24 protein-coding genes are annotated in these 26,164 nt (G+C 71.4%); 11 read left to right on the top strand and 13 right to left on the bottom strand.

Annotated features, from left to right (window positions below):
- Nucleotides 1–74: 74 nt before the first annotated feature.
- The 6 genes from hflX to miaA all read right to left on the bottom strand — a co-directional run bounded on the left by hflX (nt 75) and on the right by miaA (nt 8,220).
- Entirely contained in the window at nt 75–1,568 is a 1,494-nt protein-coding gene (hflX, locus tag ACZ4O3_RS00285) for a GTPase HflX (protein ID WP_362729572.1), read from the bottom strand.
- Nucleotides 1,569–1,725: 157 nt separating this feature from the next.
- The gene (locus ACZ4O3_RS00280) at nt 1,726–3,207 is read right to left on the bottom strand and encodes a M1 family metallopeptidase (protein WP_362729570.1); all 1,482 of its coding nucleotides are present in this window, start codon (nt 3,205–3,207) and stop codon (nt 1,726–1,728) included.
- Between the two features lie 68 nt (nt 3,208–3,275).
- Nucleotides 3,276–5,393 (bottom strand): RelA/SpoT family protein, encoded by a 2,118-nt coding sequence (locus tag ACZ4O3_RS00275; protein ID WP_467720646.1) that lies wholly within the window; start codon nt 5,391–5,393, stop codon nt 3,276–3,278.
- A gap of 294 nt (nt 5,394–5,687) precedes the next feature.
- Nucleotides 5,688–6,551 (bottom strand): diaminopimelate epimerase, encoded by an 864-nt coding sequence (gene dapF, locus ACZ4O3_RS00270; RefSeq protein ID WP_467720645.1) that lies wholly within the window; start codon nt 6,549–6,551, stop codon nt 5,688–5,690.
- A gap of 117 nt (nt 6,552–6,668) precedes the next feature.
- The gene (locus ACZ4O3_RS00265; RefSeq protein WP_362720928.1) at nt 6,669–7,175 is read right to left on the bottom strand and encodes a hypothetical protein; all 507 of its coding nucleotides are present in this window, start codon (nt 7,173–7,175) and stop codon (nt 6,669–6,671) included.
- A gap of 106 nt (nt 7,176–7,281) precedes the next feature.
- Nucleotides 7,282–8,220 carry a tRNA (adenosine(37)-N6)-dimethylallyltransferase MiaA gene (gene miaA / locus ACZ4O3_RS00260; RefSeq protein ID WP_467720644.1) on the bottom strand — a complete coding sequence of 313 codons (939 nt, stop codon included), beginning with the start codon at nt 8,218–8,220 and terminating at the stop codon, nt 7,282–7,284.
- 179 nt (nt 8,221–8,399) lie between these two features.
- Here miaA and ACZ4O3_RS00255 point away from each other — a divergent pair, with 179 nt between their 5' ends.
- Nucleotides 8,400–8,714, top strand: coding sequence for a hypothetical protein (locus ACZ4O3_RS00255; RefSeq protein ID WP_467720643.1), 315 nt, complete (start codon nt 8,400–8,402; stop codon nt 8,712–8,714).
- A gap of 33 nt (nt 8,715–8,747) precedes the next feature.
- Complete coding sequence (locus ACZ4O3_RS00250; RefSeq protein ID WP_384993134.1) at nt 8,748–9,014, top strand: antitoxin; 267 nt, start codon at nt 8,748–8,750, stop codon at nt 9,012–9,014.
- Nucleotides 9,015–9,089: 75 nt separating this feature from the next.
- On the opposite strand, the gene ACZ4O3_RS00245 is transcribed toward ACZ4O3_RS00250, so the two are convergent.
- The gene (locus ACZ4O3_RS00245; RefSeq protein ID WP_467720642.1) at nt 9,090–9,797 is read right to left on the bottom strand and encodes a class III extradiol dioxygenase subunit B-like domain-containing protein; all 708 of its coding nucleotides are present in this window, start codon (nt 9,795–9,797) and stop codon (nt 9,090–9,092) included.
- A gap of 105 nt (nt 9,798–9,902) precedes the next feature.
- Nucleotides 9,903–11,432 carry a tRNA (N6-isopentenyl adenosine(37)-C2)-methylthiotransferase MiaB gene (gene miaB / locus ACZ4O3_RS00240; protein WP_384993140.1) on the bottom strand — a complete coding sequence of 510 codons (1,530 nt, stop codon included), beginning with the start codon at nt 11,430–11,432 and terminating at the stop codon, nt 9,903–9,905.
- Between the two features lie 485 nt (nt 11,433–11,917).
- On the opposite strand from miaB, the gene ACZ4O3_RS00235 reads away from it, so the two are divergent.
- Together ACZ4O3_RS00235 and ACZ4O3_RS00230 are read left to right on the top strand one after the other, a co-directional pair.
- Nucleotides 11,918–13,273 (top strand): beta-1,3-glucanase family protein, encoded by a 1,356-nt coding sequence (locus ACZ4O3_RS00235; protein WP_467720641.1) that lies wholly within the window; start codon nt 11,918–11,920, stop codon nt 13,271–13,273.
- A gap of 208 nt (nt 13,274–13,481) precedes the next feature.
- Nucleotides 13,482–14,381: a LysR family transcriptional regulator gene (locus ACZ4O3_RS00230; protein ID WP_467720640.1), complete on the top strand. Its 900-nt coding sequence runs from the start codon at nt 13,482–13,484 to the stop codon at nt 14,379–14,381.
- 46 nt (nt 14,382–14,427) lie between these two features.
- Here ACZ4O3_RS00230 and ACZ4O3_RS00225 read toward each other — a convergent pair whose 3' ends face one another.
- Together ACZ4O3_RS00225 and ACZ4O3_RS00220 are read right to left on the bottom strand one after the other, a co-directional pair.
- A complete protein-coding gene (locus tag ACZ4O3_RS00225; RefSeq protein ID WP_467720639.1) occupies nt 14,428–15,180 on the bottom strand; it encodes an SDR family NAD(P)-dependent oxidoreductase in 753 nt (250 codons plus the stop codon).
- 329 nt (nt 15,181–15,509) lie between these two features.
- A complete protein-coding gene (locus tag ACZ4O3_RS00220) occupies nt 15,510–16,394 on the bottom strand; it encodes an isocitrate lyase/PEP mutase family protein (protein WP_467720638.1) in 885 nt (294 codons plus the stop codon).
- A gap of 104 nt (nt 16,395–16,498) precedes the next feature.
- Between ACZ4O3_RS00220 and ACZ4O3_RS00215 the strand changes: the two genes are divergently transcribed.
- Together ACZ4O3_RS00215 and ACZ4O3_RS00210 are read left to right on the top strand one after the other, a co-directional pair.
- A complete protein-coding gene (locus ACZ4O3_RS00215) occupies nt 16,499–17,047 on the top strand; it encodes a histidine phosphatase family protein (protein ID WP_467720637.1) in 549 nt (182 codons plus the stop codon).
- Between the two features lie 192 nt (nt 17,048–17,239).
- Nucleotides 17,240–18,685 carry a hypothetical protein gene (locus ACZ4O3_RS00210; RefSeq protein ID WP_467720636.1) on the top strand — a complete coding sequence of 482 codons (1,446 nt, stop codon included), beginning with the start codon at nt 17,240–17,242 and terminating at the stop codon, nt 18,683–18,685.
- 8 nt (nt 18,686–18,693) lie between these two features.
- Here the strand turns inward: ACZ4O3_RS00210 and ACZ4O3_RS00205 are convergent, their stop codons facing one another.
- Nucleotides 18,694–19,104 (bottom strand): pyrophosphohydrolase domain-containing protein, encoded by a 411-nt coding sequence (locus ACZ4O3_RS00205; RefSeq protein WP_467720635.1) that lies wholly within the window; start codon nt 19,102–19,104, stop codon nt 18,694–18,696.
- A gap of 91 nt (nt 19,105–19,195) precedes the next feature.
- On the opposite strand from ACZ4O3_RS00205, the gene ACZ4O3_RS00200 reads away from it, so the two are divergent.
- Nucleotides 19,196–20,194, top strand: coding sequence for a TAXI family TRAP transporter solute-binding subunit (locus tag ACZ4O3_RS00200; RefSeq protein ID WP_467720634.1), 999 nt, complete (start codon nt 19,196–19,198; stop codon nt 20,192–20,194).
- A 9-nt stretch (nt 20,195–20,203) separates the two neighbouring features.
- Here ACZ4O3_RS00200 and ACZ4O3_RS00195 read toward each other — a convergent pair whose 3' ends face one another.
- Both ACZ4O3_RS00195 and ACZ4O3_RS00190 read right to left on the bottom strand, forming a co-directional pair.
- Entirely contained in the window at nt 20,204–21,601 is a 1,398-nt protein-coding gene (locus ACZ4O3_RS00195; protein WP_467720633.1) for a sensor histidine kinase, read from the bottom strand.
- Nucleotides 21,602–21,610: 9 nt separating this feature from the next.
- A complete protein-coding gene (locus tag ACZ4O3_RS00190; protein WP_362721509.1) occupies nt 21,611–22,297 on the bottom strand; it encodes a response regulator transcription factor in 687 nt (228 codons plus the stop codon).
- A gap of 319 nt (nt 22,298–22,616) precedes the next feature.
- Between ACZ4O3_RS00190 and ACZ4O3_RS00185 the strand changes: the two genes are divergently transcribed.
- From ACZ4O3_RS00185 to ACZ4O3_RS00170, 4 genes are all read left to right on the top strand, one after another.
- Nucleotides 22,617–23,393 carry an amino acid ABC transporter ATP-binding protein gene (locus ACZ4O3_RS00185; protein ID WP_362721506.1) on the top strand — a complete coding sequence of 259 codons (777 nt, stop codon included), beginning with the start codon at nt 22,617–22,619 and terminating at the stop codon, nt 23,391–23,393.
- 59 nt (nt 23,394–23,452) lie between these two features.
- Nucleotides 23,453–24,292, top strand: coding sequence for a glutamate ABC transporter substrate-binding protein (locus ACZ4O3_RS00180; RefSeq protein ID WP_362721503.1), 840 nt, complete (start codon nt 23,453–23,455; stop codon nt 24,290–24,292).
- Nucleotides 24,293–24,441: 149 nt separating this feature from the next.
- On the top strand, nt 24,442–25,107 hold the full coding sequence (locus tag ACZ4O3_RS00175; RefSeq protein WP_362721520.1) for an amino acid ABC transporter permease: 666 nt from the start codon (nt 24,442–24,444) through the stop codon (nt 25,105–25,107).
- Nucleotides 25,104–26,015: an amino acid ABC transporter permease gene (locus ACZ4O3_RS00170; protein ID WP_362721500.1), complete on the top strand. Its 912-nt coding sequence runs from the start codon at nt 25,104–25,106 to the stop codon at nt 26,013–26,015. The genes ACZ4O3_RS00175 and ACZ4O3_RS00170 overlap by 4 nt, the downstream gene beginning before the upstream one ends.
- Nucleotides 26,016–26,164 lie beyond the last annotated feature (149 nt).

Genomic DNA, 26,164 nt, shown 5'->3' with positions numbered 1-26,164 from the left:
ACGGTTCCCCGCGCCCCCAGGCAGGCGAATGGGCCGCCCCCGAAAAAGGGGGGCGGCCCATTCGCTACGGCCTGTCACGCAGCCGGAGCCGCCACGTACGGCGTCAGTTCCGCCGCGAGTTCCTCGTGGACCCGGACCTTGAGCAGGGTGCCCTCGGCGGTGTGCGCCTCGGAGAGGACCTCGCCCTCGTTGTGGGCGCGGGCGACCAGCTTGCCGTGGGTGTAGGGGACGAGCGCCTCGATCTCGACCGACGGGCGGGGCAGCTCGTCGTCGATCAGGGCGAGCAGTTCCTGGATGCCCTGGCCGGTGCGGGCCGAGACAGCGATGGAGCGCTTCTCGTTGCGCAGCAGCCGCTGGAGGACCAGGGGGTCCGCCGCGTCCGCCTTGTTGATCACCACGAATTCGGGTACGTCGGTGGCACCGACGTCCCTGATCACCTCGCGCACGGCGGCCAGCTGCTCCTCCGGCACCGGGTGCGAGCCGTCGACCACGTGCAGGATCAGGTCGGCGTCGCCGACCTCCTCCATCGTGGAGCGGAACGCCTCGACCAGGTGGTGGGGCAGATGGCGCACGAAGCCGACGGTGTCGGCCAGCGTGTAGAGCCGGCCGCTCGGGGTCTCCGCGCGGCGGACCGTCGGGTCCAGGGTCGCGAACAGGGCGTTCTCGACCAGGACACCTGCGCCGGTGAGGCGGTTGAGCAGGGAGGACTTGCCCGCGTTGGTGTAGCCCGCGATGGCGACGGACGGCACCTTGTGGCGCTTGCGCTCCTGGCGCTTGATGTCGCGGCCGGTCTTCATCTCCGCGATCTCCCTGCGCATCTTCGCCATCTTCTCGCGGATCCGCCGCCGGTCCGTCTCGATCTTGGTCTCACCGGGGCCACGGGTGGCGAGGCCGCCGCCCGAGCCGCCGCCCATCTGCCGGGACAGCGACTGACCCCAGCCGCGCAGTCGCGGCAGCATGTACTGCATCTGCGCGAGCGCGACCTGCGCCTTGCCCTCCCGGGACTTGGCGTGCTGGGCGAAGATGTCCAGGATCAGGGCGGTCCGGTCGATGACCTTGACCTTGACGACGTCCTCCAGCTGGATCAGCTGGCCCGGGCTCAGCTCACCGTCGCAGATGACGGTGTCCGCGCCCGTCTCGACGACGATGTCGCGCAGCTCCAGGGCCTTGCCGGAGCCGATGTAGGTCGCCGCGTCGGGCTTGTCGCGGCGCTGGATGACACCGTCGAGCACCAGCGCGCCCGCCGTCTCGGCGAGGGCGGCCAGCTCCGCGAGGGAGTTGTCCGCGTCCTGCACGGTGCCCGTGGTCCACACCCCGACCAGCACGACCCGCTCCAGGCGCAGCTGTCGGTACTCGACCTCGGTGACGTCCTCGAGTTCGGTGGAGAGGCCCACCACGCGGCGCAGGGCCGCGCGCTCGGAGCGGTCGAACTGGTCGCCGTCCCGCTCTCCGTCGATCTCGTGGCTCCAGGCGACGTCCTCTTCCATCAGGGCATCGGCCCGAAGACCTTCGGGGTAGTCCTGCGCGAGGCGCCTGGTGTCCTGGGAAGGGGAAGAAGAGGAGGTCATTGGGTCCTTACGTAGCTGGGATGCCGAAATCGGCGTTCACTTTCTCAACGTACGAGTACCCCGGGAGATTCCCCGTGACCCGTACGGTGCCGACCTCATGATGGTCGCACGGTACGCACTCGTGCGGCACCGTGTTATTCGGGGGGTCGCCCGGCGGTCACTTCCTGGTGTGTTTGGCCGGTGCCGGGGTCTGCTTCCAGTCCGGGTGGCCGGGCATCGGCGGGGTCTTCTCGCCGTACAGCCAGGCGTCGAAGAAGCCGGTGAGGTCGCGGTTGGCGACGGCGGAGGCGAGCTGGACGTAGTCGGCGGTGGTGGCACTGGCGTCCTTGTGGCGCTGTACCCAGATCCGCTCCAGCCGCTCGAAGGCGGGTCTGCCGATCTCCTGGCGCAGGGCGTAGAGGGCGAGGGCGGCGCCGTCGTAGATGCCGGGGCGGAAGATGCTGATCTTCTGGCCGGGGACGGGGACCTTGGGCCGGGCGGGCGGCCCGCCGGCGGCGCGCCAGCGGTCGGAGGCGCCGTAGGCGGCCTTCATGCGGTTGATCATGGGCTGCTTGCCCTTCTCCTCCGCGTACAGCGCCTCGTACCAGGTGGCGTGGCCCTCGTTCAGCCAGACGTCCGACCAGACGCGCGGGCTGACGCTGTCGCCGAACCACTGGTGGGACAGCTCGTGCACCATGATCGACTCGATGTACCACTTGGGATACGCGGGTTCGGTGAACAGACCCTTCTCGAAGAGGGAGAGAGTCTGGGTCTCCAGTTCGAAGCCGGTTGACGCCTGCGCCATGAGCACGCCGTACGTCTCGAAGGGGTAGGTCCCGACCTTGCCCTCCAGCCAGGCGATCTGGTCCGGGGTCTTGGCGAGCCACGGCTCCAGTTTCTTGGCGTCGGCGCTCGGGACGACGTCCCGGACGGGGAGGCCGTGCGGTCCGGTGCGGTGCAGTACGGCGGAGCGGCCGATGGAGACCTGGGCCAGTTCGGTGGCCATGGGGTGCTGGGGGCGGTAGGTCCAGGTGGTCTGCCCGCCAACCCGGACGGACTCGGTGCGCAGGCCGTTGGCGACCGCGGTGTAGCCGTTCGGGGCGGTGACGTGGAAGGTGAACATCGCCTTGTCGGACGGGTGGTCGTTGCACGGGAAGACCAGGTGGGCGGCGTCGGCCTGGTTGGCCATGGCGAGCCCGTCGGTGGTCTGCACCCAGCCGCCGTCCTGGCCCTTGGCCGCCACCGGGTCGCTGGTGTGCTTGACGGTGATCCGCGTCCAGCCGCCCCGCCGCAGCGGCTGGTCCGGGGTGACGACCAGGTCCTCACCGGCGCTGTCGAAGGTGGCGGCCCGGCCGTCGACCTGCACGGACTCGACCTTGCCGTGCGCGAAGTCCAGGTTGATCCGGTCCAGGTCGGTGGTGGCCCAGGCGTCGATGGTGGTGACGGCCTGGAGCGGCTTGTCGTTGCTGCCGGGATAGGTGAAGGAGAGGTCGTACGACGCCACGTCGTACCCCGGGTTTCCGAGGTACGGGAAGAGCCGGTCGCCGATGCCCAGCGGCGCCGGCGGGGCGCTCGCGCCGAGCAGGGCGACGGAGACGGCGGAAGCGAGCAGCGCGGCGTGCCGGCGCCGGGGCCGACGGGCGCGGAGGGTGAGCGACATGGATCACCGCTACCAGCGCGCTACCGGGTCACGGCGACGCGGCCCACCTAATCCACTCGAACGGGTACTTACTGGTGTTGCGCTCGGTCCACGTCGTACACCCCGGCCACGTTGCGCATCGCACGCATCAGGGCGGGGAGGTGGGCCGCGTCGGGCAGTTCGACGGTGTACGTGTGGCGGACCCGCTGCTGGGTGGGGGGTTCGACGGTCGCCGAGACGATCTCGGCGCCCTCCTGGGCCATCGCCTCGGTGAGGTCGGCGAGCAGATGCGGACGACCGAACGATTCGGCGACCAGGGTGACCCGGCAGGCGGTGCTGTCGCCCCAGCTGACGACGGTCTCGGGCCGGCCGGTGCCCTTCATGTGGGCCACCGAGGCGCAGGCCACCCGGTGCACGGTGACCACTCCGCCGCGCACCGCGAAGCCGGTGACCTCGTCGGGCGGTACGGGGGTGCAGCAGCCGGCCAGCCGTACGGTCGCGTCGGGCCGGTCGACGACCACGGCGCTGGCGGTGCGCGGCGTGACGGCCTGGGGCTCCGGGGCCGGGCGCGAGGGTACGGTCACCGGGGCGTGGGGTTCTTCGGCGCTGTCCGGATGGGTGGCCAGCCAGCGCTGGATCGCGATGCGCGCGGCGGGCGTGTGCGCGTGCTCCAGCCACTCCCGGGAGGGTTCGGAGGCCGGGTCCTGGCCCATCAGCAGCTGGACGGTGTCGCCGTCCTTGAGGACGGTGCTGAGGGTGGCCAGACGGCCGTTGACCCGGGCGCCGATGCAGGCGTGCGCGTCCTCGCCGTACTGGGCGTAGGCGGCGTCGACGCAGGTGGCGCCCTCGGGCAGGCCGAGGGTGCCGCCGTCCGGGCGGAAGACGGTGATCTCGCGGTCCTGGGCGAGGTCCTCGCGGAGGGTGGACCAGAAGGTGTCGGTGTCGGGGGCGGCCTTCTGCCAGTCGAGGAGGCGGGAGAGCCAGCCGGGACGCGTCGGGTCGGCGCGCTCGCCGTCGGCCGGGGCGTCGGAGACGGCCGCGTCGGCGGCCGGGGCGTAGGGGTTGCCGAGGGCGACGACGCCGGCCTCGGCGACCTTGTGCATCTGGTGGGTGCGGATGAGGACTTCGGCGACCTGCCCGTCGGCACGGGCGACCGCCGTGTGCAGCGACTGGTAGAGGTTGAACTTCGGTACGGCGATGAAGTCCTTGAACTCCGAGACGACCGGGGTCAGACAGGTGTGCAGTTCACCGAGGACGGCGTAACAGTCCGCGTCCTCGTTGACCAGCACCAGCAGCCGGCCGAAGTCGGCGCCGCGCAGTTCGCCGCGTTTGCGGCTGACGCGGTGGACGGAGACGAAGTGCCGTGGCCGGATGAGCACTTCGGCGGGGATGTCGGCCTCGCGCAGCACCCCGCGCACCTCGTCGGAGATCTCGGCGAGGGGGTCGTCGGCGCGGGCCGCGTTCTCGGCGATCAGATCCCTGGTGCGGGTGTACTCCTCGGGGTGCAGGATGGCGAAGACCAGGTCCTCCAGCTCGGTCTTCAGTGCCTGCACGCCGAGCCGTTCGGCGAGCGGGATGAGGACGTCACGGGTGACCTTGGCGATGCGCTCCTGCTTCTCGGGGCGCATCACACCGAGGGTGCGCATGTTGTGCAGCCGGTCGGCGAGCTTGATCGACATCACCCGGACGTCGCTGCCGGTGGCGACGAGCATCTTGCGGAACGTCTCGGGTTCGGCGGCGGCCCCGTAGTCGACCTTCTCGAGTTTCGTCACCCCGTCGACCAGATAACGGACCTCCTCGCCGAACTGCTCCCGCACCTGGTCGAGGGTCACGTCGGTGTCCTCGACGGTGTCGTGGAGCAGTGAGGCCGTCAGGGTCGTGGTCTCGGCGCCCAGTTCGGCGAGGATCAGGGTGACCGCGAGGGGGTGGGTGATGTAGGGCTCACCGCTCTTGCGCATCTGGCCGCGGTGCGAGGACTCGGCCAGTACGTAGGCACGCCGCAGGGGTTCCAGGTCGGCGTCGGGGTAGTGGGCGCGGTGGGCCTCCGCGACATGGCCGATGGCGTCGGGGAGTTTGCCGCGGGCCGCGTTGCCGAGCAGCGCCGCCCGGCCGAGCCGGCGCAGGTCGATCCGTGGGCGGGCCTTCCTGCGGGCCGCTGTGGGCACTACAGGTCCGGGCGTCGCAGGGTTCGTGGCCTCCGCACTCATGGGCACCTCCGGCTCGTGACCGGCGGACTGGGCCCCAGGGCATACATGGCTCAGGGATTGGTGACGTTCCCCCGTCCGTGCCGGTGCTTGATGCTACCGAGCCCAACACGCCCGACTGACCGCCTCCCGCCGAGCGTGAAACGGATCACCCATTCGAGCGACGACTTGGAGGTTTACGTTTTTGCGCCACCTGTTCGGGGGGTGGCCGATGTTTCCTGCCACCAGAGGCAACACGGGCCGTGGATCCGGGTGTTGTACGACGGCCCGGACCACGGTTCACGTCGTCCAACCGGTTCAGCGGGCGGCGTTTTCCAGCCATTCGGCGTCGATCCCGCCCTCGGCCACGATCACGGCGGGCCCGGTCATCTCGATCTCGCCGTCGGGCCGTTCCGTGATGACGAGGCGTCCGCCGGGCACATCCACGGTGTACGTCACCGGGGTTCCGGAAACGGCCGGGTCGGTGCCGTCGCGGCGGGCGGTGGCCACGGCGACCGCGCAGGCGCCGGTGCCGCAGGAGCGGGTCTCGCCGGAGCCGCGCTCGTGCACGCGCATCGCGACGTGACGGGGGCCGCGGTCGACGACGAACTCGACGTTGACCCCGTCGGGGTAGGCCGAGGGCGGGCTGAAGGGCGGCGGCGTGTAGAGGTCGCCGGCGTCCGCGAGGTCCGCGACGAAGGCGACGGCGTGCGGGTTGCCCATGTTCACGTTCCGGGCCGGCCAGGTGCGGTCGCCGACGCTCACCGTGACCTCGCCCTCGGGCAGCCGGGCGTGGCCCATGCCGACCGTGATGTCGCCCTCCTTGGCGATGTGGACGGCCTTCACACCACCGCGGGTGGCGACGGCGACGTCGCCCTCCGTGACCTGGCCTGCGTGCTGGAGGTAGCGGGCGAAGACGCGGACGCCGTTGCCGCACATCTCGGCGATCGAGCCGTCGCCGTTGCGGTAGTCCATGAACCACTCCGCGTCGGCGGCCATCCCCTTGGCCTCGGGGTGCGCGGCGCTCCGTACGACGTGCAGCACGCCGTCCGCGCCGATGCCTGACCGGCGGTCGCACAGGGCGGCCACGGCGGCCGGGGTGAGGTCCAGGGCGTTGTCCGGGTCCGGAACGATCACGAAGTCGTTCTCGGTGCCGTGGCCCTTGAGGAAGGGGATGCGCATCCTTCGAGGGTACGGGAGCGCTGCGTGGTGGTCCGGCCGCGGGTCGGCGGGGGCTGAACGTGCCCCCACCCGGCGCGGCCGTGGCCCGAGACGGCCCCGCGCCCGCCAGGGGGCGCCTCAGCGCAGTCGCGCCACTCGCCACACGGCCAGGACGACCACGATCGCGACCAGAGCCACGTAACCGATCACCACGCGCCAGTCGGGCCTGCGGCCCGAGCCCTTCACCGGGAAGCCCGGCAGGGTGTAGCCCACCCGGCGCGCCGCCATCATGCCCCAGCCGGCCGCGCAGGAGCAGATCAGCAGACCCAGCATCGCGATCACCGCGCCGCTGTCGCCGAAGTCGAAGGCCAGCGGGAAGGCGAACATCAGGGAGCCCACCGCGGCCAGACCCACGATCGGAGCCAGCTGCCACAGGCGCAGCCGCCGCTGCGGGCGGAGCTCCACCTCGACCTCGGGGCCGCTGGTGAACATCTCCTCCGGCTCCGGGCCGTCGGCGGTCACCCCGCCGCCCACCGTGTCGTCCGGACCGTCCGGTGTCAGTCGGTCCTCGCCCTCGTCCGGATCACCCGGTTCCACGACGACGTGCTCGGTGTCTCGTGCGGTGTCGCGAGGGCCGGCCTCCATCGCCACGCGCCCTCCCAACTAGGACTCCACTTGCGATCGAAGCTCGATGATGGCACGGCGCCGGAGGCCCCGATGACCGGTGGCGCATCCCGATGCCAGGACGTGATCAGGCTGTGACCGGTCGTTCGAGCAACGCCAGAGCCAGCCGCGGAAGTTCCTCGCGGTCCGCTGCGGCCCCACTCAACCAGTGCACCCGGGGGTCGCGCCTGAACCACGAATCCTGCCGGCGCGCGAAGCGCTTGGTGGCACGGACGGTCTCCGTGCGCGCCTGCGTTTCCGTGCACTCCCCGGCGAGCGCCGCGAGGACCTGCTGGTAGCCGAGCGCACGCGACGCCGTACGGCCCTCGCGCAGCCCCCGCGCCTCCAGGGCGCGCACCTCGTCCACGAGCCCGGCCTCCCACATCCGGTCGACACGCAGGGCGATGCGCTCGTCGAGCTCGGCGCGGGCCACGTCCACGCCGATCTGGACGGTGTCGTAGACCGAGTCGTGGCCGGGCAGGTTGGCGGTGAAGGGCCGGCCGGTGATCTCGATCACCTCCAGGGCCCTGACGATACGGCGGCCGTTACTGGGCAGGATGGCGCGGCCCGCCTCCGGGTCGGCGGCGCACAGCCGGGCGTGCAGGGCACCGGAGCCGCGCAGTGCGAGTTCCTCCTCCAGACGGGCCCTGACCTCGGGGTCGGTGCCGGGGAACTCCAGGTTGTCGACGGCACCGCGGATGTAGAGCCCGGAACCGCCGACCAGGATCGGCCAGCGGCCCTCGGCGAGCAGCGCGTCGATGCGGGCCCGGGCGAGCCGCTGGTACTCGGCGACGGAGGCCGTGACGGTCACGTCCCAGACGTCGAGCAGGTGGTGCGGGACGTCGGCGCGCTCCTCGGGCGTCAGCTTGGCGGTGCCGATGTCCATCCCCTGGTACAGCTGCATGGAGTCGGCGTTGACGACCTCGCCGCCGAGCCGTTGGGCCAGGAAGACGCCGAGGTCGGACTTTCCGGCCGCGGTGGGGCCGACGACGGCGATGACACGGGGGGCGGGGGGTGCGCTGCTCACCGCACCAGTCTCGCAAACCTCGGCGGCGGCTCTCGAACGAGTTACGTGACAGTCCGTGTCCGCCTTCGTTGCCCGTTGCGAGGTTCCCGCCGCCGAAGAAAGGCGGTGACCGCGGTGGCGCAAACGGACGCACCGGGTCACGCGGGATTTCGCTCGCACGAGTAACGTATGGAGTGGATATGGGCGTTTTTGCACGGTTCCTCGGAAAGAAGCCGAAGGTCACGGAGGAGCCGGACACCGAGGCACCGGCCACCGCCGAGCCGGACGGGTTCGCGACGGAGAACGCACCGGAGGGCGCGGCGGAGAACATGGCGGAGGAGGCGGCCGGGGCCTCGGTGGCGAAGGGGCCCGGTGAGGACGGCGGCGGGAGCGTGGCGGCACGGACCACACCCGAACCCGTCGCGGCCACCGGCGCCGAGAGCACCGAGATCCCCCAGCAGCAGTCCGCCAAGGAGGCCGCCGACAACGAGGTCGGCGAGGGCGCCCGCACATAGCGGCCCGCGAGGGAAGCCACAGGGAAGGTAGCCATGGGTCTTTTGGACAATTTGAAGGCCAAGCTCGGCCCGGCCAGGGACCGGGTCTCTGATCTCGCGCAGCAGCACGAGGACAAGATCGACAAGCTCCAGCACGGCATCGACAAGGCCGCGCGGGTCGTCGACGAGAAGACCAAGGGCAAGTACAGCGACAAGATCCAGACGGGTACGGGCAGGGCCAAGGACGCCATGGACCGGTTTGTGCACCCGGACGAGCCCACCGCCCCGACCCGGCCGGAGGACCGGCCACCGGCTCCCTGAGCCGGGCGCACCACGCAGATCGGCGGACGGCCGAGAGTCACCCGACTCCCGGCCGTCCGCCGTTTCCCGGGGCGTTCAGGACCAGGTGGCCACGAGGTAGCAGACCCCGTAGGGCGCGTCGTCGTGGAGCAGTGCACCGGCGAGGCCCGCGCCCTCGGCCGCGCCGGCCAGGACCTGCCAGGGAGCCCGGCCCGATGCCTTGAGCCGGCAGGCCAGGTCGGCGTCCAGGTCCATGATCGCTGCGAGGTCGGCGGTGCCGAGCGCACGGGCCGCCTCGGCGTCGAAGGGGGCCGCCCGCTCGTCGAGGTAGCCGGGCGCCTTGAGAGTGCGGCAGGCGCTGGCGTCGCCCATGACCAGCATCGCCACCCGCGCGGCCCGGCCGGCGATCTCCCGGCCGGTACGCACGCACCGCTCGGCCTCCAGGGGCTCGCCCACGCCCAGCCCCTCGATCGGCGCGTCGGCCCAGCCGGTGCGCGCCAGCAGCCAGGCCCCGACGGCGAGCGAGGGCGGCAGCTCCCGCTCACCGGCCTCGCCGCTGCCCAGCCGTACGTCGACGTCGACGCCGAAGCCCCGGAAGGATCCCCGGCTGCCCTGCGGGAACACGCCCCGCCCGGACTTCTCCGCGGGCCCGACCACCACGAGCAGGTCGGGCCGGGCCGCGGCGAGCACGCCCAGCGCGTCGGCACAGGCGTCCCGGGCGGTGTCCAGCTCGGGGGCGGCACCCGCGGCGACCTCGGGCACGAGGAGCGGCGGGCAGGGGCAGACTGCTGCGGCGACAAGCATGATCGGCAGGGTAGCGGGCGACGGCCGCCCGGGGTCAGCCCCCGATCTGCGCGCCACGCACACCGGTCATGGCGAGGACCTGCACGTCGGGCGCGCTCCCGTCGGTCAGTCGCAGCCGCAGCCGCTCCCCGCGGCCACCGGCAGCGGCTCGGGTACGCCGATCTTCGGCAGCCCGAGCAGTACGCCCGCGGGCTTGGCCGCCTCGGCGGCGTTGCGCTTCTCCCAGGCGTCGCCCGCGCGGGTGCGGCGCACGTCCAGGACGGCGCCCTCGGCGAGGAGGTGGTGCGGGGCCGCGTAGGTGATCTCGACCGTGACGACGTCGCCGGGCCGGACCTCCTGGTCGGGCTTGGTGAAGTGGACCAGGCGGTTGTCGGGGGCGCGGCCGGACAGACGGTGGGTGGCGCCGTCCTTGCGGCCCTCGCCCTCGGCGACCATCAGCTCCAGGGTGCGGCCGACCTGCTTCTTGTTCTCGTCCCAGGAGATCTCCTCCTGGAGGGCGACGAGACGCTCGTAGCGCGCCTGGACGACCTCCTTGGGGATCTGGTTCTCCATGGTGGCGGCCGGGGTGCCGGGCCGCTTGGAGTACTGGAAGGTGAAGGCCTGGGTGAAGCGGGCCTCGCGGACCACGTGCATGGTCTGCTCGAAGTCCTCCTCTGTCTCGCCGGGGAAGCCCACGATGATGTCCGTGGTGATCGCGGCGTGCGGGATGGCGGCCCGGACCTTCTCGATGATCCCGAGGTACCGGTCCTGCCGGTAGGAGCGGCGCATCGCCTTGAGCACGGTGTCCGAACCGGACTGCAGCGGCATGTGCAGCTGCGGCATCACGTTCGGCGTCTCGGCCATGGCGGCGATCACGTCGTCGGTGAAGTCACGGGGGTGCGGGGAGGTGAAGCGCACCCGCTCCAGGCCCTCGATGCCCCCGCAGGCGCGCAGCAGCTTGCTGAAGGCCTCGCGGTCGCCGATGTCGGAGCCGTACGCGTTGACGTTCTGGCCGAGCAGGGTGATCTCGGAGACGCCCTCACCGACCAGCGCCTCGATCTCGGCCAGGATGTCGCCGGTGCGCCGGTCCTTCTCCTTGCCGCGCAGGGCCGGGACGATGCAGAAGGTGCAGGTGTTGTTGCAGCCCACGGAGACCGACACCCAGGCCGCGTACGCGCTCTCGCGCCGGGTCGGCAGCGTGGAGGGGAAGGCCTCCAGCGACTCGGCGATCTCGACCTGCGCCTCCTCCTGCACCCGGGCGCGCTCCAGGAGGACCGGCAGTTTGCCGATGTTGTGCGTACCGAAGACGACGTCGACCCAGGGGGCCCTCTTCACGATGGTGTCGCGGTCCTTCTGGGCGAGGCAGCCGCCGACCGCGATCTGCATGCCGGGGCGCTTCGTCTTCATCGGGGCGAGGCGGCCGAGGTTGCCGTAGAGCCGGTTGTCGGCGTTCTCCCGGACGGCGCAGGTGTTGAAGACGACGACGTCGGCATCGCCGTCCGCCCCCTCGGGCGCGCGCACGTACCCCGCGCCCTCCAGCAGCCCGGACAATCGCTCGGAGTCGTGGACGTTCATCTGGCACCCGTAGGTGCGGATTTCGTAGGTTTTAGATGAACGAGGGTCCACTGCCGGGCTCCGGTCGCTGTTGCTGGTCATGCCTAAAGGGTAGGCGGTCTTCTCAGTGCCCCACCCCGGCATCGTCGCTCATGCCGCGCACGGCATCGGCCCGCGGTCGCTCCGGGACGCCGCCCGCGGTGCCCGCGGCGCCCACGGTGCGTGTCGGCGCGGGATCCGGCGCACCGGCCGGTTCCGGCCGGGCCCGGGCGACACGGCCACGGCCCTCTCGTGATCTCCTCGGGCGCCCGCGGGACGGCGGGCGAAGGTCCATACCGGTCATGTCAAGGGTTGTAGAAGCGGGAGATCCGGAGCCGTCCGAACGGTCGGGAACTGAAGGCTGGGCGCGCGTGCTGCGCCACACCAGCTGCCGGATCAGCGCCGAGAAGTCGACGGGTGGCAACTGCATTGATTTCGGCTTCAGTTGTTGACGGTGCACATCGGTGGGTCTACAACCCGAGGGAGCGCTCTCATGACTGCTGTTGCTCCATCCCCACACACGCCGAAACGGCTTGAGGAGACATCGCATGCAGAGTTCCGCAGGCGCCCCCACCCGCAGACCACCGGCCGGCGCCGTACGCCCCCGCGCGGCTCTCGGCCTGGCCGTCGTCCTGATCGCCGCCTTCTTCGCGGTCCTCGCGCCGTCCCCCGCGCACGCCGCGGACCAGTTGCTGTCCCAGGGCAGACCGGCGACCGCCTCGTCGACCGAGAACGCGTCCTTCCCCGCGAGTGCGGCGGTCGACGGCAACACCGGCACCCGCTGGTCGTCGGCCTTCTCCGACCCGCAGTGGCTCCAGGTCGACCTCGGATCCGTCCAGCAGCTCAGCCGGGTCACCCTGACCTGGGAGGCCGCCTACGCGACCGCCTTCCAGATCCAGACCTCCACCGACGCCGCCACCTGGACCACCGTCCACTCCACCAGCACCGCCACCGGCGGCACCCAGAACCTGACGATCACCGGCAGCGGCCGTTACGTCCGCCTCTACGGCACCGCGCGGGCCACCCCGTACGGCTACTCCCTGTGGGAGTTCCAGGTCTACGGCCCCGGGTCCACCACCCCTCCGGACGACTTCTGGGGCAGCACCGCCGACATCCCGGCGGCGCACAATGCCGTCGAGGTGAAGATCCTCAACCGCACCAACGGCAAGTACCCCGACAGCCAGGTGTACTGGAGCTTCAACGGCCAGACGCACTCCATCGCCGAGCAGCCCTACCTCGACATGCCGGCCAACTCCGCCGGCCGCATGTACTTCTACCTCGGCTCACCCACCAGTGCGTACTACGACTTCATCGAGTTCACGGTCGGCAACAACGTCTTCAACGGCAACACCACCCGGGTCGACGCCTTCGGCCTGAAGCTGGCCATGCGTCTGCACAGCAAGGACGGCTACGACGTCGAGGTCGGCGAGAACCGGCAGACCTTCGCCGAGGACCGCGCCGCCACGTTCCAGCGATTCGCCGACGCGGTACCCTCCCAGTTCGACGTACTGGCCCAGACCCAGGCGCCGTACCGGATCATCGCCCCCGGCAGCGACCCGAGCTTCCGCGCGGGCGGTGCCAACGCGAACTATTTCACCTCCTACGCCCAGTCGGTGGGCGTGACCGCGGCCACCTCCGACATCTTCGGCTGCGCGGCCTCCCTGGCGGGAAACCCGGACATGTGCGCCGCCCTCAACCGCCATGTCGCCACCCTGCCGGCCTCCCAGCAGTCCGACCCGGCCAGGTTCTACACGGCGGCCCCGGCGAACTACTACGCCAGGTTCTGGCACGACAACGCCATCAACCACCTCGCCTACGGCTTCCCCTACGACGACGTGTCGGGCCAGTCCTCCTTCATCTCCCACGCCGACCCGCAGTGGCTGGTGGTCGCCGTCGGCTGGTAGCAGATCCGGCGGCACGGGCGTCGAACCCATCTCCCTCGGACCCCGTATCCCCCACATCCCCACCGCCCGACGGGCCCTGCCGGGTCACACCCGACCCGGCGGGGCCCGTCGGCTGCCGGCGCCGGGGCCCCGGCGCCGCACCGACGCCGCCGGCCCGGCCCTCTGTCCGGCGCGTGACTCTCGTCGGCGGGCGTGATGGCATGGCGGCATGGAGTTGCGGGAGCTGCGGGCGTTCGTGGCGGTGGTGGAGGAGGGCGGGCTGTCCGCTGCCGCCCGGCGGCTGCATCTGAGTCAGCCCGCCCTGTCCCAGACGATCAGCGGGCTGGAACGGCAGCTGGGTGTGCGGCTGCTGGTACGCGGACACGGCGGGGTGCGGGCCACCGAGGCGGGAACGGCGCTGGCCGGCGAGGCACGAGCGGTGCTCGCCCAACACGATCGGGCGCTGCGCGTGATGGCTGAATACGCGGGTCCGGGCGGCGGAGCGCTACGCATCGGCATCCCTCTTGAGCTGGCGTCCGGGCTGCTCGACGCGGCGCTCGCCGAACTCGCCGAGGCGCATCCGGAGACGCGGGTACAGGCTCGGCACCTGTCCACGGCCGAACAGCTGACCGCGCTGCGCGCCGGTGAGCTAGATGTCGGCTTCCTCCGCGAGCGGCCGTCGGGGCCGGAGTTCGACGCGCTCCTCGTCGTACGGGAGAAGCTCGGCGTACTGATCGCCGCCGACCAGGCCGCCGAGCTGGCCGGGCCCGACGGCATCCCGCTCGACGCGCTCGGCACACTGCGCTGGGTCGGGTTCCCGCGGGCCGGAAGCCCCGCCTGGTTCGACGAGCTGACCGCGATCCTGCGCGGGCACGGTCTCGATCTCGGTCCGGAGGCGCCCGACGGTCAGGCGCTGATCGCCGACGTGAAGCTGGCCGCCGTCGCCTCCGGACAGGCCTTCGCACTGGCTCCGCCGGGCTGGCCGCAGCCGTTGCCCGGCCACGTGACCTGGTCACCGCTGATCGGCCACCCCTTGGTGCGCCGCACCTGGGCGGTGTGGCCGTCCGACTCCCGCCGCCGCGACCTGGGCCGCTTCATCACGGCCCTGGACCGGGCGGTACGGGAGTGAATCACGCGTCGCCGGCACCGACGTGGGACGCGTCCGCTCCCGGATGTCAGACGGCCGTGCGGCCGCCGTCGACCGGCAGGATCGCGCCCTGTACGAAGCCGGCCGCGTCGCTCGCCAGGTAGGCGATCGCCTCGGCGATCTCCCCTGGCTCGCCGGGCCGGCCGGCGGGCGCCTGTGCTGCCAGGGCGTCGAGGGCGTCGCCCATGGCGGCCGTGCCCTCGGTACGGGTCGGGCCGGGCTCCACGGCGTTCACCCGCACGCCCCGCGGGCCGAACTCGGCGGCCCATGCCTTGGTCAGCAGGTTGACCGCCGCCTTGCTCGACCCGTACAGCGCCATGCCCGCGACGCCGTACTCGGCGACCATCGTGCTGACATTGACGATCGCGCCCTGCCCGCGCTCGGCCATGCCCGGTGCCAACTCGGCGACCAGGTAGAACGGCGCCTTCACGTTCAGGTCGTAGACCGCGTCCACATCGGAGGCCGGGGTGTCGGCCGTCGAACCGAACGGGAAGATGCCCGCGCTGTTGACGAGGATGTCCACCCGGCCGCCGCCCAGTTCGACGGCCCGCCCGGCCAGCTGCCGTACCGAGTCGGCGTCCCGCAGCTCGGCCGCCAGGAAGTCGGCTTTGCCACCGCGTTCCCGTACGGCCGTGACCACCTGGTCACCGCGCACCGCGTCCCGTCCCGCGACCAGCACGTGGGCGCCCCGTTCGGCGAGCAGGGCGGCGGTCGCGGCGCCGATACCGCTGGTGGCACCGGTCAGCAGGGCCACGCGTCCGGTCAGAGAAACAGATCCCATGAGATGTCCTCAGATGTGCAGTGCGGGGCGACCCGGTCGCCCCGTCGCCTCGTCCGTGAGGTGACGGAAGTTCTCAAGCGCCCGGGAACCCCGTGGCTTCCGGCCCGGCCATCGGCTGATCCGATGGCCCCCATAAGGGCGCGGACCGGTCCCGTGTTCCGGCCGTCACCGGCCCTGCCGTACCGCGTTCGCGCGGCTCCGGCCCGCCGTCGCGCCGTTCCCCGCGGTCAGCGAGATCTGGGTGTTCCCGGTCGGCGCGTACCGGCGCCGGCGGCGCGAGTCCGGCCGAGCCGCGGCGGGACACCTACCCGGCGGACGCCCGGGGCGGGTCAGCCCGTGGCGGGCAGGGGCGGGTCCGACTCGGGCCTCCGCCGGAAGAGTTCGTTCAAATCCGTCTGTGTGATCTGGTGCTCGGCGTAGGAGAAGGTGCCCCGGTCCGCCAGCTCCTTCGCCGCGCCGAGCAGCTGCGCGTACATCGCCCGGGCGATGCTGCCGCCCACCGTGACCCGCCGCACCCCGAGGTCGCGCAGGTCGGCCAGCGAGAAGGCATTGCCGGTCAGGCCCATCACCACGTTCAGCGGGCCGTCGATCTCGCGCACCAGGGTGCCGATCGTCTCCGCGTCCGCCGCGCCCGGCACGAAGGCGCAGTCCGCGCCGGCCGCCAGGTAGGCGTTGGCCCGCTGGACGGCCGCGTCGAGCTTTCCTCCGGTGAGCAGCACGTCGGTGCGGCCGACCAGGACGAACGGCTCACCGGTCGTGTCGACGGCCTCCCGGGCGGCGCGGATGCGGTCCGCCGACAGTTCCGGGTCGTAGAGCGGGCGGGAGCGGTCGCCGGTGAAGTCCTCGACGTTGCCGCCGGCGGCTCCGGCCGTGAGGGTCATGGAGATGGTCTCGGCCACGGTCTCGGGCGCCTCACCGAACCCGTCCTCCAGGTCCGCGCTCACCGGGATCCGTACCTCGGCGGCGATCTCACCGATCCGGCCGATCATGGCCGTACGGCCGACCCGGTCCCCGGCCGACGACGGGTCGACGTAGTCATGGTCCGGGCGGCCCAGCGAGAAGGCCACCCCCGCGCTGGTGGTGGCCACGGCCGGGAAACCGGCCGACTCCAGGACGCGGGCACTTCCCGCGTCCCAGGCGTTGGGGAGCAGGAAGCAGCCCTCCCGATGCAGTTCGACGAAGCGTGCCGCCAGTTCACGACGTTGAGTGTCCACGACGCCCAGCCTGTCAGCCGCCACTGACAACGGCGCCGCCGCACGGCGTACTGTCGTGCCCGTCCGGCACCCGTTCTCGATGGACGTCCAGGAGGAACCGCCCCGTGACCTGCCGAGTCGTCCTCGTAGCCCCGGCGATCACCCCCTCGATGCGGCGGGCCCGCTTCGACGACGGTGACTCCATCGAGAACCCGGAGTCCGTGGCGTTGCCCCTGCCCGCCGGGCGGCCCGTCAGCTCACCCAGCGTGCGCTGCCGTGAGACGGCCGCCGCACTGGGGCTGGACGCCGTGGCGGAGCCCGCGCTGTCGGGCCTGGACGCGGGCCGCTGGCGGGGCCGGACCCTGGAGGAGGTCGGCGCCGCCGAGCCCGAGGCACTGGTCCGCTGGCTGTCCGACCCGGGGGCCGCGCCGCACGGAGGCGAAACGGTACGGGAGTTCTGCGCGCGGGTGACCGGGTGGCTGGAGACGGCGGGCCGCACCACCGGCCGGACGATCGCGGTGGTGGAGCCGGAGGTGGTACGGGCCGTGGTGCTGCACGCGCTCGGAGCTCCGGAGTCGGCGTTCTGGCGCGTGGACGTCCCGCCACTGGCGGCGACGGAGGTCACGGGCGGCCCCGGCCGCTGGAACCTGCGCCTCGGCCAGGCCGGCGCCTAGGCCCTGCCCCTGAAGTGGCCACGGCGGCCTGAAGTCGTCGTGGTTCAGGTCACGTCGGGCTGTGGCCGGATTGTGGAGGCCAGGTGTCGGCGGCCGTGGCATGCTCGGGGCCACATCGAGTTACCGCCCGGTTCTACCTGTCGGTAACCACCGTTGGTGTCTCTTCCTCACCCCCCACCCTCAGGACCGACCTTGCGCAGACGCACGAGGCCCGGGCATGCCCTCCTGCCCGCCTTCGCCGTGACCGCCCTCCTTCTCACCGTGGGCTGCTCCGCACCCCAGCACCAGAGTTCCGCCGCCGACCACTCCCAGGACACCGCGCGGATCTCCGACGACACCACTGCCGCCGCCCGCACGGACGGCAAGGCGCTTGCCGTCGCCGCCGCGCCCGCCGCGACCCCGACCGCGGCCACCGGTTCGCCGGGATCGGGCCGCCCGGCTCACCGCACCACGCTCACCGTCAGCTCCTACGACGGCAGGACCCGACGAGCCGTCATATCCGAGGTCGCCAAGGGCAAGCCGGCGGCCCCGACCGCGTCACCCGGCACCTCGGCGTCACCCGCGCCCTCGGCGTCGGCCGCGGCCGGGCAGGCCGCCGTCGGTGACGTGATCGCCAGCGCCCCCGCGCCCGGCGCTCCGGACGGACTGCTCGCCAAGGTCACCCGGGTGATCGGCGAGACCGCCGGGGGCACCGAGGTGCAGACCGAGCCCGCCACGCTCGACGCCCTGCTCGGCGACGACACCGCGAAGGGCACCGTGCCGGTCGCCCCGGACGCCTTCGACGTGGACGCACTGCTCCCCGACGTCAAGGTGTCCTGGGCCAGGTCCGGTGACGTGCGCGTCGGCCCGAAGGGCGCCACCGTGCCGCTCGGCAGCCTCCGGCTGGACGTCGACGCCGACATCCCGACCGCCGCGGGCGCTCCGGCCTCCGCCTCGGCCACGGTGTCCGGCTTCGTCCAGGTCACCCCGCAGGTCCACTTCGCCTACGGCGGCGCGGGCACCGGCAGTGCGCCCGGCTCCGCCTACCTCGGTGTCTCCGGCGACTGGAACTCCGGCTGGGCGGTCCGGGGCCGGGCCGCGGCGGCCACGGCCACCCCGCTGCGCGTCCCCTTCGCCGAACTGCACGCCGACCCCGTCCTCCAGGTCGGCCCGGTCCCCGTCGTGGTCAACCTCGACCTGACCTGCTACCTCCAGATCTCCGGCGACGGCAGGATCACCGTCGACGTGGAGCAGAGCCTCAAGGGCGACTTCAGGGCGGGCGGCACCTTCGGCGCGGCCCAGGGCTGGACGCCGGTGAGCAGCTCCGACATGACGAGCACGCCGGTGCGCACCTCGATGACCACCGCCGGCAGCGTCAGGACCGCCCTGGGCGCCGAAGCCTCGGTCGGCCTCTACGGGACCGTGGGCGTCACCGCCGACCTGGCCCCCTATCTGCGCGGCGAGGCCTCCGGCACGGTCACCGACGCGTCCGTGACCCCGGGTGCGGACGCCCAGGGCGCCTGGAGCCTGTACGGCGGTGTCGACCTCTCCGGCACGCTGCGCCTCCAGCTGTCGGTCTTCGGTACGCCGGTGCTGCAGCGGAGCATCCCGCTGGGCGCCCTGCACCGCGAGTGGAAGCTGGCGGGCGGCACGCTCTGAGCCCTGGGTCAGGCCTCGCCGCCCGGTATCCAGCCCTGGCGGCGCAGCTCGGCCGAGACGTCCGGAGCCCGGTAGTGCTCACCCTTCAGCACCTTGCCGTCGGCCCGGCGGGCGACCTGTCCGTCGGGCCCCAGCTTGCTCATGTTGGACCGGTGGATCTCGGCGATCACCGCGTCGAGGTCGATACCGTGCACCAGAGCGGTCCCGTACGCCACGTAGACCACGTCCGCCAGTTCGTGCGCGAGCCGGTCGAGGGGCCCGGCGACGGCCACCTCGGCGACCTCCGCGGCTTCCTCGGCGAGCAGCTCCCCCCGGTGCGCGGCCAGCTCGGGGGAGACCTCCGCCGGCGTGGTGCGGGTGTCCAGGCCGAAGGCGCGGTGGAACTCTCGGACGAGGGAGGCGGGCAAGGAGCTGGTCATGCGAACGACTGTAGCGGCCGCCACTGACACTCCCGGTCCGCCGAGCGCCCGGCCCTGGTCAGGAACGGGACCGGCTGGCAGGATCGCGCGCATGTCAAAGGTGTTTCCCCGGGTCGGCCGGCGTCGCGCTCTGCGGGGCTCGGCGGCCGCCGCCGTCGCGTTCGGCCTGCTGCTGTGGTGGCTGCTGCCGCTGGGCGAGAAGCCGCCGAGCGGCACGATCACCTTCAGCACGGGAACGCTGCGCGGGGTCTACCAGGAGTACGGCAAACGGCTGCGCACCGAGCTGGGCCGGGACATGCCGGGCCTGAAGGTGAAGCTGATCCAGAGCGCGGGGTCGTACGAGAACGTCCAGCGGGTGGCGACCGGCCAGGCGGACTTCACCATAGCGGCGGCCGACGCGGTGGAGACGTACAACCTGAACAGAGGCCGGGGCGCCGGCCGGATGCGCGGGGTGGCACGGCTCTACGACGACTACGTCCAGCTCGTCGTGGCACGCGACTCCGGCATCACCAGCGTCGCGCAGCTGCGGCACAAGCGGGTGGCGATAGGACTGCCCGACTCGGGTGTGAGGCTGATCGCCAACCGGGTGCTCAAGGCCGCGGGGATCGACCCCGCGAAGGACATCACCCCGCTGGCCGACGGCATCGACACCGGACCCGACCGGCTGCGGCAGGGCAAGATCGATGCGTTCTTCTGGTCGGGCGGACTGCCCACGAAGGGTCTGCTGGACCTCGCGGAGAAGTTCAGCTTCAGGTTCGTGCCGATAGACGGCAGCCTCGTCAGCAAGCTGCACTCCGAGGGCCAGGCGGCGCTCTACTACCGGGCGACGAACATGCCCGAGTCGGCTTATTCGTCGGTGCAGCAGGGCACGACGGTGCCGACGATCGCGGTCTCCAACCTTCTGATGACCCGCAAGGACATGGATCCGCGTCTCACCGAGTGGGTGACCCGTACGGTCATCAAGAGCCGGGACGACATCGGCGCCCACGTCCACTCGGCCCAGCTGGTGGACCTGCGCACCGCCATCTACACGGACCCGTTGCCGCTCCAGGAGGGCGCACGGCGGTACTACCGCTCGGTGAAACCCTGAGGAGGTTCCTCACCTGCTCCGCGGCACCGAAACGGTCACCCGCAGCCCCCGCGGCTCATGGTGCTCGTACGCCAACGAGCCCCCGCCCGCCGCCAGCAGCGCCCGCGTGATCGACAGCCCCAGGCCCGACCCCTTCACGTTCTGATGCCGTCCGCTCCGCCAGAACCGGTCCCCCACGCGTGCGAGTTCCTCGTCCGTCAGCCCCGGACCGGTGTCGGTGACCACGACCGTCGACACATCGCCGTCGGCCGCGACGCCCACCTCCACCGAACCCCCCTCGGGCGTGAACTTCACCGCGTTGTCGATCACCGCGTCCAGCGCACTGGACAGCGTGATCGGGTCGGCCCACCCGGTGGTCGCCGGGCACTCCCCGCTCAGCCGGACCCCTTTCGCCGTCGCGGCCGGTGCCCACGCCGCGACCCGCTCCGCCGCCAGCCGCCCGATGTCCGTCAGCATCAGGTCCGCCTCGGCGTGTTCGGCCAGGGCCAGATCGAGCAGGTCGTCGAGCACGTGGGCGAGCCGCTTGCCCTCGGTGCGGACCGAGGCGATCTCCTCGTTGCCCTCGGGGAGTTCGAGGGCGAGCAGTTCGATGCGCAGCAGCAGCGCCGCCAGGGGGTTGCGCAGCTGATGGGAGGCGTCGGCGACGAACGCGCGCTGCTGCTCCAGCACGTCCTCGACGTTGTCCGCCATCTCGTTGAACGCCCGGGCCAGCCGCCTGAGTTCCGGCGGACCGCCGGCCGCCGCGACCCGGGACTTGAGCCGGCCGCTGGCGATCGCGTGGGTGGTGGCGTCGAGCACCCGTACGGGCCGCAGCACCCACCCGGTCAGCCGCAGCGCCGCACCGACGGCGAGCAGCATCGCGGCGCTCTCGCCGGCGCCGATCAGCAGCCAGCCGCGCAGGGTCCGTGACCGCATCGGCCCGGTGGGCGAGTCGGTGACCACCACGGCAAGGACATCGCCGTCGCGGATCACCGGCGAGGCCACCACGAGCCGGTTGCGCTGCCAGGGCCAGACCTGCTGCGGGTCGTGGCTGCGCCGGCTGAGCAGTGCCTCGTCGTAGGCGGCGCGCACCTCGCCCGTCTTCGGCAGCACCCAGTCGTCGGGCGCGTTGGCCATGGAGGACGCGTTGCGGTAGAAGACGCCCGCGCGGATGCCGTACACCTCGTAGTAGCTGATGAGTTCGCGGTGCAGGGTCTCCTGCCGGTCGTCCGTGCGCACGGGCCGTGAGACGACGGTGGTGCCGTCGACGAACTGGGCGAGGGCCGCGAACCGCGCGGTGTCGTCGATCCGGTCCACGACGACCTTCTGCTGCTGGGCGGCGGCCACGCTGACGGCGAGGGGGACGCCGAGCGCGAGCAGGACGGCCGCCATCAGCACGATGAGCAGCGGGAGCAGACGTGTGCGCACCCGGGCCCGCTACCCGGCCGGGGTGACGAGCCGGTAGCCCACGCCGCGTACCGTCTCGATGAGCGCGGGCATGCGCAGCTTCGCGCGCAGGGAGGCGACATGCACCTCCAGGGTGCGCCCGGTCCCCTCCCAGCTGGTGCGCCAGACCTCGCTGATGATCTGTTCCCGGCGGAAGACCACACCGGGCCGCTGGGCGAGCAGCGCCAGTAGGTCGAACTCCTTGCGGGTGAGCTGGACGGCCTTGCCGTCCACGATGACCTGGCGGGTGGGCAGTTCGATGTGGACGGGGCCGAGCCGGAGCGCGTCGTCGCCGTCGGCCGGACCGTCCTCGTGGTGGGTGCGCCGGCTGACGGCGTGGATCCGGGCGAGCAGTTCCCCGGTGTCGTACGGCTTCACCACGTAGTCGTCCGCGCCCAGGTTGAGGCCGTGGATGCGGGAGCGGACGTCGGCACGGGCGGTGACCATGATGACCGGGGTGCTGGTGCGCTTGCGGATCTTTCCGCAGACCTCGTATCCGTCCTGGTCGGGCAGTCCGAGGTCGAGCAGGACGACGTCGTAGCAGTCGCCCTCCGGGACGAGCGCCTGGAGGGCCTCCTCGCCGCTGCGGGCGTGGGTGACGGAGAACCCGTGCCGGGCCAGGACCGCGGAGAGTGCGGCGGCGACGTGGTTGTCGTCCTCGACGAGCAGCAGTCTCATCCCGGCCCCCTCCGGTTCAACGTTCGTTTCGTCCTGGTTCGTTCTCGACTTGCCCGCGCGGAACCCGCGCCCGGTAGAAATCGCGCGCACGCACGCGTGCACGATGGCAGTCACGCTGATGGACGACGACGGCGTCAAGTGGGATTCGGCGGCGCGCGGGTTCCGTTACCCGGCCGATACGCGCACAGGACACGCCCACTACGACATGTGCTCGAATGCTATCGGATCGTGATGCTCAGATCTCCCTCAGATGTAATGACGCTGGTCATCCGGGCTCACTACATTCCTCCGAAACCGAGGAGGACGGAGCCCGATAGCGATGACCGAAGTATCGGCGGCCAAGGAAGACGTGGCCGCGACCGGCGAACTGGTCGTCCTGAAGAGCGTCAACAAGCACTTCGGCGCGTTGCACGTGCTCCAGGACATCGACCTGACGATCGCCCGCGGCGAGGTCGTCGTGGTCATCGGGCCCTCCGGGTCCGGTAAGTCGACTCTCTGCCGCACCGTCAACCGCCTGGAGACCATCGACTCCGGCACGATCACGATCGACGGCAGGCCGCTGCCCCAGGAGGGCAAGGAGCTGGCCCGGCTGCGCGCCGACGTCGGCATGGTCTTCCAGTCCTTCAATCTCTTCGCGCACAAGACGGTGCTCGAGAACGTGATGCTCGGTCAGGTGAAGGTCCGCAGGACGGACAAGAAGCAGGCCGAGGAGAAGGCCCGCACCCTGCTCGACCGGGTCGGCGTGGGCACCCAGGCCGACAAGTACCCCGCACAGCTCTCCGGTGGCCAGCAGCAGCGCGTGGCGATCGCGCGGGCGCTGGCGATGGACCCGAAGGTCATGCTCTTCGACGAGCCGACCTCGGCCCTGGACCCCGAGATGATCAACGAGGTCCTGGAGGTCATGCAGCAGCTGGCCCAGGACGGCATGACCATGATCGTCGTCACCCACGAGATGGGCTTCGCGCGCTCGGCCGCGAACCGGGTGGTCTTCATGGCGGACGGCCGGATCGTCGAAGAGGCCACGCCCGACCAGTTCTTCAGCAACCCGCGCAGCGACCGGGCCAAGGACTTCCTGTCGAAGATCCTGCACCACTGAGCCGCCGCGGGACCCGCTTCCTTTTCACAGTCGTCTTCACCGAACGAGGGATGTTCATCATGCAGCTCCGCAAGGTCACCGCCGTCTCGGCCGCCGTGCTCGCGCTCGCCCTGTCCGCCACGGCGTGCGGCGGCAGCGACAAGGACGACGACAGCAAGGGTTCCGGCGGCGGCAAGATCAAGATCGGCATCAAGTACGACCAGCCCGGCCTCGGCCTCCAGGAGCCGGACGGCTCCTTCTCGGGCTTCGACGTGGACGTGGCCACGTACGTCGCCGGACAGCTCGGCTACAAGCCGGACCAGATCGAGTTCGTGCAGACCAAGAGCGCCGACCGGGAGAACGCCCTCGCGCGCGGTGACGTGAAGTTCATCGCGGCCACCTACTCGATCACCGACGAGCGCAAGCAGAAGGTGGACTTCGCCGGCCCGTACCTGCTGGCCCACCAGGACCTGCTGGTCAAGAAGGACTCGACGATCGCCAAGGGCACAGATCTCAACGGCAAGAAGCTCTGTTCCGTGACCGGTTCGACCTCGGCGCAGAACCTCCACGACACGATCGCCCCGAAGGCCAACCTCAAGGAGGTCAGCACCTACTCGGAGTGCATCGCCGGCCTCCAGAGCGGGTCCGTCGACGCCGTGACCACGGACGACTCGATCCTCGCGGGCTTCGCCGCGCAGGACAAGTACAAGGGCCAGTTCAAGCTCGCGGGCCTGAAGCTGAGCAACGAGAACTACGGCGTCGGCGTCAAGAAGGGCGACTCCGCCACCCTCGACAAGATCAACAAGGCGCTGGAGAAGATGGTCGGCGACGGCTCGTGGCAGAAGGCGGTCGACGCCAACTTCGGCCCGGCCGAGTACAAGAACGAGCCCGCCCCGAAGATCGGCGTGATCGTCAAGTAAGGCGCGGTTCCGCGCGCCCCGCGGAACTTCGCCGACGCAGGGATCCGGCAGGTCGCACGGTTCCTCGGGCGCGCCGCCGCCGCCGCTTCCCCTGGCGGCGGCGCGCCATGCCCTCCACCTACGCCACACACCCGGAAGCGCGGGAAATCGTGTTCGACTTTCTTCAAGGCTACGACGTCCTAGGGGCGTTCTGGACGACGGTGAAACTGACCGTCTTCTCCGCCGTGGGCTCCCTGGTCTGGGGCACCCTGCTGGCCGCGATGCGGGTCAGCCCGGTCCCGCTGATGCGCGGGTTCGGCACGGCCTACGTCAACATCGTCCGGAACATCCCCCTGACGGTCATCATCATCTTCACCTCGCTCGGCCTCGCCGACATCTTCGGCGTCACCCTGGGCGCCGAGGACTTCGCGGTCCAGGGCTTCCGGCTGGCCGTGCTCGGTCTCATCGCCTACACCGCGGCCTTCGTCTGCGAGGCGATCCGCTCCGGCATCAACACGGTGCCCGTCGGGCAGGCCGAGGCGGCCCGCGCGATCGGCCTGAACTTCTCGCAGACCCTGCGGCTGATCGTGCTGCCGCAGGCCTTCCGCGCCGTGATCGGCCCGCTGGCCAACGTCCTGATCGCCCTGACCAAGAACACCACCGTGGCGGCCGCCATCAGCGTCGCCGAGGCCGCCGCCCTGATGAAGACGATGATCGAGAACGAGGCCCAGACGGTGGCCATCGGCGCGGTCTTCGCCTTCGGCTTCGTGGTCCTGACCCTCCCGACCGGCCTGTTCCTCGGCTGGCTCGCCAAGCGCCTGGCGGTGAAGCGATGAGCTCGGTCCTGTACGACGCCCCCGGGCCCCGCGCCAAGCGGCGCAACGTCCTGCTCTCCGTCGTCTTCGTGCTGCTGCTCGGCCTCCTGCTCTGGTGGGTCTGGCAGAAGATGGACGACAAGGGCCAGTTGAAGTGGGACCTCTGGCAGCCGTTCACCACCTCCGAGGCGTGGACCACGTACCTGCTGCCGGGGCTCGGGAACACCCTCAAGGCCGCGGCGCTCGCCATGGTCATCGCCCTGCCGCTGGGCGCGGTCTTCGGCATAGCCCGGATGTCCGACCACGCGTGGATACGCATCCCGGCCGGCGCCGTCGTGGAGTTCTTCCGCGCTATCCCGGTCCTGCTGCTGATGCTGTTCGCCATGGAGTTCTACGTCCGCTCCACCGACGTGAGCAGCGACGAACGGCCGCTGTACGCGGTCATCACCGGCCTGGTGCTCTACAACGCCTCGGTGCTCGCCGAGGTCGTACGGGCCGGCGTCCTGGCGCTGCCCAGGGGGCAGACGGAGGCGGCCTACGCGGTCGGTCTGCGCAAGGGGCAGACCATGACCGGCATCCTGCTGCCGCAGGCGGTCACCGTGATGCTGCCGGCCATCGTCAGCCAGCTCGTGGTGATCGTGAAGGACACCGCGCTGGGCGGTGTGATGCTCCAGTTCACCGACCTGCTCAACGCCCGCGGCACGCTGGCCGCCAACTACGCCAACGTGATCCCCAGTTTCATCGTCGTGGCGATCATCTTCATCCTGCTGAACCTGGCCCTCACCACGTTCGCCTCCTGGCTGGAGCGCCGGCTGCGGCGCAGCAAGCGCGGCACGGGCGCGGTCCTGGGTGCCGAGGAGGTCGTCGACCTGAACGCCGCGGAGATCAGCGGCACCTACGCCACGGGCGCGGGCGGAGCCAACGCCTGACACACGGTCGGCCCGGCCCGGAGAACGACGGAGGCAGCGATCATATGATCGCTGCCTCCGTCGTTCTCCGGGCCGTCGGCGGGCCCGCGCGCCCACCATGCTGACGTGTCCCCGGGTGCGCCGCTTGACCGGCTGGCGCCCAGTCTGTT

Source organism: Streptomyces sp. NPDC026515, from assembly GCF_055567595.1.
Note: the sequence above shows the minus strand (reverse complement) of the source record. Positions and strands in the feature narration are given on the sequence as shown.

Excerpts from the sequence above, each read along its gene's own strand:
- miaB (WP_384993140.1), bottom strand. The coding sequence starts at position 11,432 with ATGACCAGCAACAGCGACCGGAGCCCGGCAGTGGACCCTCGTTCATCT.
- ACZ4O3_RS00235 (WP_467720641.1), top strand. The coding sequence starts at position 11,918 with ATGCAGAGTTCCGCAGGCGCCCCCACCCGCAGACCACCGGCCGGCGCC.
- ACZ4O3_RS00265 (WP_362720928.1), bottom strand. The coding sequence starts at position 7,175 with ATGGAGGCCGGCCCTCGCGACACCGCACGAGACACCGAGCACGTCGTC.
- ACZ4O3_RS00200 (WP_467720634.1), top strand. The coding sequence starts at position 19,196 with ATGTCAAAGGTGTTTCCCCGGGTCGGCCGGCGTCGCGCTCTGCGGGGC.
- ACZ4O3_RS00180 (WP_362721503.1), top strand. The coding sequence starts at position 23,453 with ATGCAGCTCCGCAAGGTCACCGCCGTCTCGGCCGCCGTGCTCGCGCTC.
- ACZ4O3_RS00185 (WP_362721506.1), top strand. The coding sequence starts at position 22,617 with ATGACCGAAGTATCGGCGGCCAAGGAAGACGTGGCCGCGACCGGCGAA.
- hflX (WP_362729572.1), bottom strand. The coding sequence starts at position 1,568 with ATGACCTCCTCTTCTTCCCCTTCCCAGGACACCAGGCGCCTCGCGCAG.
- ACZ4O3_RS00170 (WP_362721500.1), top strand. The coding sequence starts at position 25,104 with ATGAGCTCGGTCCTGTACGACGCCCCCGGGCCCCGCGCCAAGCGGCGC.
- ACZ4O3_RS00255 (WP_467720643.1), top strand. The coding sequence starts at position 8,400 with ATGGGCGTTTTTGCACGGTTCCTCGGAAAGAAGCCGAAGGTCACGGAG.
- ACZ4O3_RS00280 (WP_362729570.1), bottom strand. The coding sequence starts at position 3,207 with ATGTCGCTCACCCTCCGCGCCCGTCGGCCCCGGCGCCGGCACGCCGCG.
- ACZ4O3_RS00225 (WP_467720639.1), bottom strand. The coding sequence starts at position 15,180 with ATGGGATCTGTTTCTCTGACCGGACGCGTGGCCCTGCTGACCGGTGCC.
- ACZ4O3_RS00190 (WP_362721509.1), bottom strand. The coding sequence starts at position 22,297 with ATGAGACTGCTGCTCGTCGAGGACGACAACCACGTCGCCGCCGCACTC.
- ACZ4O3_RS00275 (WP_467720646.1), bottom strand. The coding sequence starts at position 5,393 with ATGAGTGCGGAGGCCACGAACCCTGCGACGCCCGGACCTGTAGTGCCC.
- dapF (WP_467720645.1), bottom strand. The coding sequence starts at position 6,551 with ATGCGCATCCCCTTCCTCAAGGGCCACGGCACCGAGAACGACTTCGTG.
- ACZ4O3_RS00230 (WP_467720640.1), top strand. The coding sequence starts at position 13,482 with ATGGAGTTGCGGGAGCTGCGGGCGTTCGTGGCGGTGGTGGAGGAGGGC.
- ACZ4O3_RS00245 (WP_467720642.1), bottom strand. The coding sequence starts at position 9,797 with ATGCTTGTCGCCGCAGCAGTCTGCCCCTGCCCGCCGCTCCTCGTGCCC.
- ACZ4O3_RS00250 (WP_384993134.1), top strand. The coding sequence starts at position 8,748 with ATGGGTCTTTTGGACAATTTGAAGGCCAAGCTCGGCCCGGCCAGGGAC.
- ACZ4O3_RS00205 (WP_467720635.1), bottom strand. The coding sequence starts at position 19,104 with ATGACCAGCTCCTTGCCCGCCTCCCTCGTCCGAGAGTTCCACCGCGCC.